Below are 11,340 nucleotides of genomic sequence, written 5' to 3'. Positions count from 1 at the left end.
AGCTGCGATAAAATTAAGAAGGATTGGACGAGTGTCTGAACAAACAAAAAATTCTTTTTTCAACCGTTTTTGGCGAAACAAGCCGGTACGTTGGTCATTATTGGGTATGCTGCTGCCGGTTTCCGGAGTGATGACTGCCTACGCCGTGACCGAGCCTATGCCGAAAGCAGGTGATTTTAAAGTGGAGCGCGTATTGGAAGAATTACCGACCGTGTATATTGAAACCGGTAATGTTCAATCAAGCTATTGGGCGCAGGAAGTGGTGCAACAAGGTGATTCATTGGCAGATGTGCTGACCCGTATGGGCGTACCGCAAACTGACATCAAAGCCATCATGGCAAAAAACAATGCCACGCGCGACATGAAAAATCTGAAGGCCAACCAATCGGTGAATATCCGTGTGGATGCCGCCGGTCAAGTGACCGATGTGCAGTTTTTCATTGATGAAGAATTAGAGCGCAACTTGGTGGCTTTGGAAAAGGTCAACGGCAAATGGCAGGCTTCCAATGAAGAAATTGACATGAAAACCATGCCGACTTTGCGCTCGATTGCGATTCGAAGCTCGGCCATAGGCGATATGTTGCGTGCTGAAATTCCATCCGACGTTTATCTGCAGCTTCGCGAGATTTTTGCTGATACTGTCGACATGCAAACCTTAAAAGAAGGCGATGTGATCCGCTTGTTGTACAACAGCATGTATTTCCGTGGCCAACAAATGGGCGTAGGCGATATTTTAGCTGCTGAAATCGTGAAAAACGGCAAAACCTACCATGCTTATTACTATAGTCAAGGTAAAGGTGATGAAGAGAGTGGCAGTTATTACGATCAAAATGGCAAATCTTTGCAACAAAAAGCAGGGTTTAATATCCAGCCTGTTGAATATACGCATATTTCTTCACCTTACGGCTACCGTGTTCATCCGGTTTTACACACCGTACGCATGCATACCGGTATCGACTATGCCGCGCCAACCGGTACGCCGATTCGTGCTGCCGCAGACGGTATGATTACCTTTAAAGGTTGGAAAGGTGGCTATGGCCATACCGTGATGCTGGTTCATGCCAACGGTGTGGAAACTTTATACGGCCACATGAGTGCGTTTTCACAATTGACCGGCAGTGTGCGCGCCGGTGATATTATCGGCTATGTCGGCAGCAGCGGCCGCTCAACCGGTCCACATTTGCACTATGAAGCACGTGTCAACGGCCAGCCGGTGAACCCGACTACCGTAGCCTTGCCAACGCCAAAACTGACGCCGAATAACATGAACGCCTTCCGCAAGCAGCAAAAAGCCGCCAATACCACATTGGCAGCCGTGCGCGGTTTGCCGGTTTCTGTGGCGCAATTGGATTAATGCCGTCTGAAAGCAATAATCAAAAGCCCTGCATAAGTAGGGCTTTTTTGTAGTTTACAGGAATAAGCCCTATATTTTTCAGATGGCATTGGATTGTATTTTTGGTAGCCAACAGATGCGCGCCAGCTAAAAATCCGTTATAATTCATCTTTATCCCTTCGCGAAGCAAAGCGTTTCGCGAACACAACAATTAGGCGGTTTTATCCCCTGTAAATCACGTTTTTTCAGAAAACGACTTGAACAAACGCTGATTTTCATGGTATAAATCGCGTTTTACTATTTTAGAAGTTTGGAGACTAACCATGGCACGAGTTTGCAAAGTGACCGGTAAGCGCCCGATGTCTGGCAATAACGTATCACACGCCAACAACAAAACCAAACGTCGTTTTTTGCCTAACTTGCAATCACGTCGTTTCTGGGTAGAAAGTGAAAACCGCTGGGTTCGCTTGCGCGTTTCTAACGCTGCATTGCGCACCATCGATAAAGTAGGCATTGATGTCGTATTGGCTGATTTGCGTGCTCGCGGCGAAGCTTAATTAACGAACGCTTATAATTAAGGATTACTGCAATGCGCGATAAAATCAAATTGGAATCTAGTGCTGGTACTGGCCACTTTTACACCACTACCAAAAACAAACGCACTATGCCTGGCAAACTGGAAATCAAAAAATTTGACCCAGTAGCCCGTAAACACGTTATCTACAAAGAAACTAAATTGAAATAATTTAAGTTGCTTGTAGAAATAAAAGCCCTTGTTCAAACAAGGGCTTTTTTATATGTGATTGATATGTGCAATCAAGGTGCTTGGTTTCACGTTACAAACGTAAACCGCTCAAATTGTTTGATTAATTTGAGCGGTTTTTTTTGCAAAGGTTTCAAATAAAAACATCTTGCCAACCAAGTCAGGCGTAATGGCCTGCCCCCAGAATACAAGGCTTATGTGCGCCGGTTGCGTGGTGTGGATTGCTCGGCATGCGGTTGATCCAGCAAGCCGCCAGCCAACCGAAGGCAGCCGCTTCAACCCATTGCGGATCGAGATTCAGCTTGGCGGTGCTGTGTAGGGCAATATTTTTACGGCGGGTTAAGGTTTCCAAAGCATCCATCAAGGCTTGGTTTTGTACGCCGCCGCCGCAAACGTAAATGTTGCCGACATCAGGCGCTGCTTGGCGGATGGCGGTGAAAATGGTGCAGGCAGTGTATTGGAGCAGGGTTTGCAATACGTCTTCCGGCTGCTCGCCGCCTTTCAGACGGCCTCGTAACCATTCCAGTGAAAACAATTCACGACCGGTGCTTTTCGGGTAAGGCTGGGCAAAATAAGGATGGTCGAGCAGGGCAGTGAGCAATTCGGGCAACAGTTTACCTTGTGCGGCTTTTTCGCCGTTGCGGTCGTAAGGAAGCTGCCAGATGTGTTGCATCCATGCGTCCATCAGCATATTGCCGGGGCCGGTATCGAAGCCGAATGCCGGTGCATCGGGCGGTAAAACGCTGATATTGGAAATGCCGCCGATGTTCAGCACCACACGGGTTTCTTCTTCATGGTAAAACAGCGCATGATGAAAGGCAGGCACCAATGGTGCGCCTTGTCCGCCGGCAGCCAAATCACGGCTGCGGAAATCACCAATGGTAAAAATGCCGGTCAACTCGGCCAAGAGTGGCAAATTAGCCAATTGCACGCTGTAACCGTTTTCCGGTGCGTGGCGCACGGTTTGGCCGTGGCAGCCGATGGCGGTGATGTCTTCAGGTGTGAGATTTTGTTGGCGCAAGAGCTGGTTGACGGTGTCGGCATACAGGCGGCTTAGGGTTTGCGAGAGCATAAAGCTGCGGTGTAACTCGTTGCTGCCGGTATTTTGCAGCGCCAATAATTCTTGTCTCAAGCCGTCTGAAAAAGGGGTAAAGCTGTGATCGACGGCGGCTTGCCAGTTGGCGCCCTGCATGCGGATTAAAACGGCATCCGCACCGTCCATGCTGGTGCCGGACATGATGCCGATATAGTATTGGCTACTCATGAGAATTCTATGGGAAAAACGGCTATTTTAACGCGATTTGACCAAGTTGGCTGGCTGAATGGAAATTTAGCCGATAAACGGAAATAAATCTGCAACAATTTCGGCAAAACGGTTACAATGCAAGATTATGTTACAATATTGTAACCATACTGTAATACTTAACAGGCTCGCTTCAACTGTTTTAAAGGAATCCATCCATGGGTCAGGCTCAACCGAGTGCGAACTTAAAGCTGATTAATGCCTTATTTGCCGCTATGCTTGTGGGCATGGTCGGCTATTTTATTTATTGGGGTTTGGGTTACACCCACCACAACCATACCGCGCTGTTTCTTTTGGCGACCGTGTTTGGCGTGTTTATGGCGTTTAACGTCGGTGGTAATGACATTGCCAATTCGTTTGGTACCAGTGTCGGTTCCGGTACGTTAACTATTCCGCAAGCCTTGATTATTGCGGCGGTGTTTGAAGTCAGCGGTGCGGTGATTGCCGGCGGCCAAGTGACCGACACCATCCGAAAAGGCATTGTCGATTTGGGCGCGATGAGCCTCGAGCCTATGCAGTTTGTCTACATCATGATGTCGGCCTTGTTGGCAGCAGCATTGTGGCTATTGTTTGCTTCGCGCAAAGGCCTGCCGGTATCAACTACCCATGCGATTATCGGCGGTATTGTCGGCAGTTCGCTGTGTTTGGCGTTTATGTCGCATGTTGATGCCGGTGCCTTGATTAAATGGGGCAAACTGGGCGAAATCGCCATTTCTTGGGTACTCTCGCCGGTATTGGGCGGTTTGGTTTCTTATGTGGTATTCTCGCAAATCAAAAAATATGTGTTGGATTACAATGCTTGGGCAGACAAAACACTCAAAGCGATTAAGCAGGAAAAGAAAGCCTACAAAGAGCAATACCGCCTGTTTTTTGAAACCTTAGACGAAGCGGGTAAAGTGGACTACGCCACCAAAATTTCCCGCGATGCAGAAATTTACAACGAGCCTGAATTTGATCCGGCCGAATTGCAATCCGATTATTACCGCGGCCTGTATGAAATCGACAACCGCAAAAACAGCGTCGATTCGTATAAAGCGCTGCATTCATGGGTACCGTTGATTGCTTCGGTCGGCGGTATGATCATATCGGCGATGCTGATTTTTAAAGGTTTGAAAAATCTGCAATTGGGTATGAGTAATGTCAACAGCTTTCTGACCATCTTCATGATCGGTGCGGCGATTTGGATGGCAACATTTGTGTTTGCCAAAAGCCTGAAACGCAAAGACTTGGGCAAATCGACTTTTCAAATGTTTTCTTGGATGCAGGTCTTTACCGCTTGTGGCTTTGCCTTCAGTCATGGTGCCAACGACATTGCCAATGCCATCGGTCCGTTTGCCGCGATTATGGATGTATTGCGCACCGGCGACATCAACGCGCAAAACCCGGTGCCGCCGATTGCGATGCTGACGTTTGGTATCGCCTTGATTGTCGGCTTATGGTTTGTCGGTAAAGAAGTAATTAAAACCGTCGGCACCAGCTTGGCTGCCATGCATCCGGCATCAGGTTTTACGGCAGAATTGTCGGCCGCTTCAGTGGTGATGGCCGCTTCATTGATGGGTTTGCCGGTATCGAGTACGCATATTTTGGTTGGCGCGGTATTGGGCATTGGCTTAGTGAACCGCAACGCCAACTGGGCGTTGATGAAACCAATCGGCTTGGCTTGGGTAATTACCTTACCGGCTGCGGCTGCATTGTCGGTGGTGTGTTATCTGATTTTGCAAGCGGTGTTTTAAATAAAAAAATCAAAGGCCGTCTGAAAGGGAATGCTTTCAGACGGCCTTTTTTGTATTTGCTGATTTCAGACGGCTTGGGCTTTAAAATGCTGCCAAACCGGCCGACAGTTTTCCGGCAATTCGGGACAAGCGCCGAGTATGCCGCCGGAGAAATCGTTCAGGCGGTGAAAGTCGCTGCCTGAGCTGGCGAGTAAACCGTGGCGTTCGGCCAATAGCGCGTAGTTCAAGCGGTCGTTTTTATTGCAATTGCCGCTGTGTACTTCCATGCCTGCGCCGCCGAGCGATTTGAATTCGTCAAACAAATTGCGCTTGGCCGTGGCCGACAAATCGTAGCGCATCGGATGCGCAATCACCGCCATACCGCCTGCGCCGTTGATGGCGGCCACGCATTCGTCCAAGTCCGCCCATTCATGCTTCACCGAACATGGTTTACCGTCGCCCAAATATTTGCTGAACGCCTGCTGCTTGTTGCGCACATGGCCTTCGTTAATCAGAAACTCGGCAATGTGGGTGCGGCTGGCCATTTCCGGATTGGTTACTAAGGCCATCGCGCCATCAAACGCGCCGTGTATGCCTTTTTTTGCCAATTTATCGGCAATCGCCTGCAAACGGTTCAGACGGCCTTGACGTACAGTAGCCAATAAGTTTTGCAGCGTTGTATTTTGCTTATCAAAATCCAAGCCGACAATGTGAATCGTGCGGCCGCGCCATGTCACCGATACTTCTACGCCGTTGATAAAACGCAGCCCCAACGCATTTGCTTCGGCACGCGCTTCAATCAAACCGCCGGTGTGGTCGTGATCAGTCAACGACAGCATCGTGCAGCCGTTGGCATGGGCAAGGCGCACCACTTCGGTAGGCGTTAAGCGGCCGTCTGAAACGGTGGAATGGCAGTGAAGGTCTATCATGGTGTGTGTATATTGGGGAAAAGAGAAAGTTTCAGACGGCCTATGATTAGGCCGTCTGAAAAAGAATCGGTTTATTTGTCTTCTGATAAGTCTAAATTTTGCAGCTTTTTCTGCTGCGCATCGTAGCGTGCTTTTTCGTCCCAATAAATGGTTTGAATACACGCATCGCCGCAATCGCTGCCGCAGCATTCCCAGCTTTCTGGGCGTACGGGTTCGTCGAGCAGCGGCTCGCCCAACAGCGCTTCGGCTTTAGTCTTCTGGGTCGTATCCATCGGCAATATCCAATACCGCACCGTTAAACTCAATCACTTCGCCGCCGCGGATTTTGGCGGTTTTGCGGGTTTCCACTTCGCCGTTGCGTAACACCGCACCTTCGGCGATGAAAGCTTTCGCTTGGCCGCCGCTTTCGGCCAATCCGGCCAGTTTGAGCAGGTCGCATAAGGCGATGTATTCGTTGTCTTCGAGATAGACGGTGGCTTCCATGTTGCTGTTCCTAAATTGAATGTGTTTATTGTATCACAGGCCGTCTGAAAATTTTTCAGACGGCCTTGACAAGCGTTGTCCTTCATATTATATTTTTAATACATTTAAAAAACTTAATATAAAAGGAGTGGAAGATGAAACGCAATGTCGGCGGTATCGATCGCGCTATCCGTATTATTGTGGGCTTGGCTTTAATCATCGCAGCGGCTACCGGCGCCATCGGCTGGTGGGGTTGGCTGGGCGTGTTGGTGTTGGCCAGCGGTGTCTTCTCATTTTGCGGTTTGTACACGTTGCTTGGCGTGAATACTTGTCCGCGTAAATAGGCTGTTTGATCGTCTGAAAAAGGTAAAGTCATGAACATTCAAACCCTCTCCGTGCAAGAAGTGCGGCAAAAATTAGCGAGTGGCGCGGCATTGATTGATGTACGCGGTGCAGCCGAATACGCGCGCGAACATATTGATGGTGCGGTGAATGTGCCGTTGGATAAACTGGCGACACACAGTTTGCCAGCCGCCGATACGTTGGTGTTCCATTGTCAATCCGGTATGCGCACGGCACAAAATGCGGCAGCATTGCAACAAGCCGCACAAGGCAAAACTGCCTATATTTTGGAGCGTGGCATACAGGGCTGGAAGGCAGGCGGGTTTGAGACCGTGATCAACCGCAGCCAGCCGTTGGATTTGATGCGCCAAGTGCAAATCGGTGCAGGCTCGCTGGCGTTGTTGGGCGCGTTGGGCGGCTGGCTGGTGTCGCCGTGGCTGTATTTATTGTGCGGCATGGTCGGTGCTGGGTTGATGTTGGCAGGCTTGACCGGATTTTGCGGCATGGCGCGTTTGCTGATGCTTATGCCCTGGAACCAAAGTTTGCGCCAACAGGCAAAATCAAGCTGATGCGGCCGGCATTGTGATAAAATATGGCGCAATGTCTTTTATCTAAGCAACATCATGAATCTTGAAAATCCTCCATATGCCGAAGCGGCCGACTTTTTGAAGCTGCTGGCCAATCCCAACCGCTTGGCCGTGTTGTGCAACCTGCACGCGCAACGCCGCAACGTCACCGAGCTGGCGCAAATCACCGGTTTGCCACAAGCTGCGATGTCGAGCCAGTTGGCCTTGTTACGCGAAGCCGGTTTGGTCGCCTGCGAAGTCAACCACCGCGAACGCCTTTACTACATTGCCGATGAACGTGTAGGCAAAATGATTGAATTGCTGTATTCGTTTTACTGCGCCGAATCAGAATAATCGGTTCAACCCAAAGGCCGTCTGAAAATATGTTTCAGACGGCCTTTGATGTTTCAAACCCTGCTACAATACCGCTTTAGTGTGAATTTTTTACCTGATTTTCTATGACTCAACCAACCTACATCCCCCTGCGCCTGCATACCGAATTTTCGATTACCGACGGTATGGTGCGGATTAAAAAGCTGGTGTCCAAAGCGGCGGAATACGGTTTGCCGGCGCTGGGCGTGAGCGATTTGATGAACCAATTCGGCTTGGTGAAATTCTACAAAGCCTGCCGTGGTGCGGGCATTAAGCCGATTGGCGGGGCGGATGTGTGGATTGAAAACCCTGATGCGCCGGAAAAGCCGTTTCGTGCGATGCTGATTATCCGCAACGATGCCGGCTATCTGCGTTTGAGCGAACTTTTGACTGCCGCCTATGTTGGCAAAGACCGCAATGTCGATCATGCCGAATTGCGTCAAAGCTGGCTGGCCGAAGGCGACAACAGCGGCTTGATTTGCTTATCGGGCGCGCATTACGGTGAAGTGGGTGTGAACCTGTTAAACGGCCACCCCGAAGCGGCCAAAGCAGCGGCGCAAAAATATGCGGCGTGGTTTCCCAATGCTTTTTATCTGGAATTGCAACGCCTGCCGGAGCGCCCTGAATGGGAAACTGCCGTATCAGGCAGCGTAACCTTGGCGGAAGAACTTGATTTACCGGTGGTGGCCACGCACCCGACCCAATTCATGAGCCGCGATGACTTTAATGCCCACGAAGCACGCGTGTGCGTGGCGGGCGGCTGGGTGTTGAGCGATAAAAAACGCCCGCGCGAATTTTCGCCGAGCCAATATTTCATCAACCCGCAAGAAATGGTGGCGCGTTTTGCCGATTTGCCCGAAGCGTTGGAAAACACGGTGGAAATCGCCAAACGCTGCAACCTGCATATCACGCTGGGTAAAAACTTCCTGCCCGATTTCCCAACACCGGAAGGCATGACCTTAGACGACTATTTGCGCGTGTTGTCCAACGAAGGTTTGCAAGAGCGCATGGTGCAGCTTTATCCCGACGAGGCCGAGCGGGCAGAAAAAATGCCGGAATATCAGGCGCGTTTGGATTTTGAGTTGAACATCATCATTCAGATGGGCTTTCCGGGCTATTTCCTGATCGTACAAGACTTCATCAACTGGGCGAAAAACAACGGCTGTCCGGTAGGGCCGGGTCGTGGTTCGGGTGCGGGTTCGTTGGTGGCGTATTCCTTGAAGATTACCGACCTTGATCCGCTGAAATATGCCTTGCTGTTCGAACGTTTTTTGAACCCTGAACGCGTATCCATGCCCGACTTCGACGTCGATTTCTGCCAAGCCAATCGTGGTCGCGTGATTGAATACGTGCGCGCGAAATATGGTGCGGAAGCGGTGAGCCAGATTGTCACCTTTGGCACCATGTCGTCTAAAGCGGTGATTCGCGATGTGGGGCGGGTGTTGGAATTGCCGTTTATGCTGTGCGACCGCCTGTCGAAACTGATTCCGCTGGAAGCCAACAAGCCGTTGAGCTTGGATAAGGCGATGGAAGCCGAGCCGCAAATCGGTGAACTAATTGCGGCAGAAGAAGCGCAAGAATTGATTGAACTGGCGAAAAAGCTGGAAGACTTAACGCGCGGCTTGGGTATGCACGCGGGTGGCGTGTTGATTGCACCGGGTAAAATTTCCGATTTCAGCCCCGTGTATCAGGCTGATGAGTCAGCGTCGCCCGTGTCGATGTACGACAAAGGCGACGTGGAAGACGTGGGCTTGGTGAAGTTTGACTTCTTGGGCTTGCGCAACTTGACCATTATCGAAATGGCGCAAAACAACATCAAAAAAACCAGCGGCGACATTGTCGATGTCGGCACGATTCCGCTGGACGACCAAGCCGCCTATCAGATTTTCCGCGATGCCAACACGACCGCCGTGTTCCAGTTTGAATCGACCGGCATGAAAAAAATGCTGAAAACGGCGCACACGACCAAGTTTGAAGAATTGATTGCCTTCGTGTCGCTCTACCGCCCGGGGCCGATGGACAACATTCCCGATTTTGTCGCGCGCATGAAAGGCGAGCCGTTTGAATACATTCACCCGATGCTGGCCGAAATTCTCGAGCCGACCTACGGCATTATGGTGTATCAAGAACAGGTGATGCAGGCGGCGCAGATTATCGGTGGCTACTCGCTTGGCGGTGCCGACTTGTTGCGTCGTGCGATGGGTAAGAAAAAACCGGAAGAAATGGTCAAACACCGCGAGATTTTTGCTGAAGGTGCGGCCAAACAAGGCATTTCGCGCGAAAAATCCGACCAGATTTTCAACTACATGGAAAAATTCGCCGGCTACGGTTTCAACAAATCGCACGCCGCCGCCTACGCGCTGATTTCGTATCAAACCGCTTGGCTCAAAGCGCATTATCCGGCTGAATTTATGGCCGCAACCATGTCGTCTGAATTGGACAATACCGACCAGCTCAAGCATTTTTATGACGACAGCCGCGCCAACGGTTTGACCTTCCTGCCGCCCGACATCAACGAATCGGACTACCGCTTCACGCCGTATCCCGACCGTAAAATCCGCTATGCCTTGGGCGCGATTAAAGGCACCGGTGAAGCGGCGGTGGAATCGATTATTGCCGCGCGGGAAGCGGGCGGTAAATTTACCGGCTTGCTTGACTTCTGCGAGCGTGTCGGCAAAGAACACATGAACCGCCGCACGCTCGAAGCCTTAATCCGCGGCGGCGCGTTTGACAGCATAGACCCCAATCGCGCCATGTTGCTGGCCAACATTGATTTGGCGATGGGCAATGCCGATCAAAAAGCGGCCAATGCCAATCAGGGCGGCTTGTTCGACATGATGGACGATGCCATCGAGCCGGTGAAATTGGTTGACGTGCCGATGTGGAGCGAATCGGAAAAGCTCGCTGAAGAAAAAACAGTTATCGGCTTTTATCTGTCCGGTCATCCGTTCGGCCCTTACGCCGAAGAAGTGCGCAAAATCGCACCGGCAAAATTAGGCCGTCTGAAACCGCAAGACAGCGTGCGCTTGGCCGGATTTGTGACATCAGTGCGCACCATGATGGGCAAGCGCGGCAAGCTGGCGTTTGTGACGCTGGAAGATTTGAGCGGCCAAATCGAAATCATGGTCAGCGGCCAAACTTTGGAGCAATGCGCCGGACTGTTGAAAGCCGACCAAGTGCTGATTATCGAATCGAAAGTCAGCCGCGATGATTACGGCGGCGGCGACGGTTTGCGCATCATGGCCAATCAGGTGATGACGCTGCAATTGGCGCGCCAAAGCTACGCACGCGGCCTGAGCTTGGATTTACGCCCCGAGCATGACATCACCAAGCTCGCCGCCATGCTTCATGCCAACCGCCAAGGTGAAGGCTCGCCGATTCCGTTGCGATTGTCGTATAGCAACGAGCAAGCCTACGGGCAATTGAAAATTCCGCCAAAATGGATGATTAAAGCCGATGCCGATTTGTTCCATGATTTGGAAGTGTTGCTGGGCAGCCGCGCGGTGAGCGTGACTTGGTAGGCAGAACGAAAATAACACAAGGCCGTCTGAAAGAAAA

General features: G+C 50.9%; 12 protein-coding genes. 8 read left to right on the top strand and 4 right to left on the bottom strand.

The genetic code is table 11. The features are described 5' to 3' along the window. Positions 1-106 precede the first annotated feature (106 nt). From ACM67B_RS09445 to rpmG, 3 genes are all read left to right on the top strand, one after another. Entirely contained in the window at positions 107-1,354 is a 1,248-nt protein-coding gene (locus ACM67B_RS09445; protein WP_416190559.1) for a M23 family metallopeptidase, read from the top strand. Positions 1,355-1,656: 302 nt separating this feature from the next. Then, a complete protein-coding gene (rpmB, locus tag ACM67B_RS09440; protein ID WP_002216391.1) occupies positions 1,657-1,890 on the top strand; it encodes a 50S ribosomal protein L28 in 234 nt (77 codons plus the stop codon). A 32-nt stretch (positions 1,891-1,922) separates the two neighbouring features. Then, on the top strand, positions 1,923-2,078 hold the full coding sequence (rpmG, locus tag ACM67B_RS09435; protein WP_003684373.1) for a 50S ribosomal protein L33: 156 nt from the start codon (positions 1,923-1,925) through the stop codon (positions 2,076-2,078). Positions 2,079-2,256: 178 nt separating this feature from the next. On the opposite strand, the gene ACM67B_RS09430 is transcribed toward rpmG, so the two are convergent. Then, a complete protein-coding gene (locus ACM67B_RS09430; protein WP_416189400.1) occupies positions 2,257-3,360 on the bottom strand; it encodes an anhydro-N-acetylmuramic acid kinase in 1,104 nt (367 codons plus the stop codon). A 197-nt stretch (positions 3,361-3,557) separates the two neighbouring features. On the opposite strand from ACM67B_RS09430, the gene ACM67B_RS09425 reads away from it, so the two are divergent. After that, positions 3,558-5,132, top strand: a complete 1,575-nt coding sequence (locus ACM67B_RS09425) for an inorganic phosphate transporter (RefSeq protein WP_416189399.1) — start codon at positions 3,558-3,560, stop codon at positions 5,130-5,132. Between the two features lie 65 nt (positions 5,133-5,197). On the opposite strand, the gene ACM67B_RS09420 is transcribed toward ACM67B_RS09425, so the two are convergent. The 3 genes from ACM67B_RS09420 to ACM67B_RS09410 all read right to left on the bottom strand — a co-directional run bounded on the left by ACM67B_RS09420 (position 5,198) and on the right by ACM67B_RS09410 (position 6,523). Continuing rightward, complete coding sequence (locus ACM67B_RS09420; protein WP_416189398.1) at positions 5,198-6,040, bottom strand: PHP domain-containing protein; 843 nt, start codon at positions 6,038-6,040, stop codon at positions 5,198-5,200. A gap of 71 nt (positions 6,041-6,111) precedes the next feature. Beyond that, entirely contained in the window at positions 6,112-6,312 is a 201-nt protein-coding gene (locus tag ACM67B_RS09415; protein WP_100562501.1) for an oxidoreductase-like domain-containing protein, read from the bottom strand. Beyond that, entirely contained in the window at positions 6,290-6,523 is a 234-nt protein-coding gene (locus tag ACM67B_RS09410) for an RNA-binding S4 domain-containing protein (protein ID WP_095501864.1), read from the bottom strand. The genes ACM67B_RS09415 and ACM67B_RS09410 overlap by 23 nt, the downstream gene beginning before the upstream one ends. 134 nt (positions 6,524-6,657) lie before the next feature. Here ACM67B_RS09410 and ACM67B_RS09405 point away from each other — a divergent pair, with 134 nt between their 5' ends. From ACM67B_RS09405 to dnaE, 4 genes are all read left to right on the top strand, one after another. Then, positions 6,658-6,846 carry a DUF2892 domain-containing protein gene (locus tag ACM67B_RS09405; protein WP_416189397.1) on the top strand — a complete coding sequence of 63 codons (189 nt, stop codon included), beginning with the start codon at positions 6,658-6,660 and terminating at the stop codon, positions 6,844-6,846. Positions 6,847-6,876: 30 nt separating this feature from the next. Beyond that, positions 6,877-7,413, top strand: coding sequence for a rhodanese family protein (locus ACM67B_RS09400; RefSeq protein WP_416189396.1), 537 nt, complete (start codon positions 6,877-6,879; stop codon positions 7,411-7,413). 54 nt (positions 7,414-7,467) lie between these two features. Continuing rightward, complete coding sequence (locus ACM67B_RS09395; RefSeq protein ID WP_095503758.1) at positions 7,468-7,764, top strand: ArsR/SmtB family transcription factor; 297 nt, start codon at positions 7,468-7,470, stop codon at positions 7,762-7,764. A gap of 104 nt (positions 7,765-7,868) precedes the next feature. Continuing rightward, a complete protein-coding gene (gene dnaE, locus ACM67B_RS09390; protein ID WP_416189395.1) occupies positions 7,869-11,303 on the top strand; it encodes a DNA polymerase III subunit alpha in 3,435 nt (1,144 codons plus the stop codon). Positions 11,304-11,340 lie beyond the last annotated feature (37 nt).

This window comes from Neisseria sp. CCUG17229 (assembly GCF_047839235.1).
GTDB classification, from domain to species: Bacteria; Pseudomonadota; Gammaproteobacteria; order Burkholderiales; family Neisseriaceae; genus Neisseria; species Neisseria brasiliensis.
Note: the sequence above shows the minus strand (reverse complement) of the source record. Positions and strands in the feature narration are given on the sequence as shown.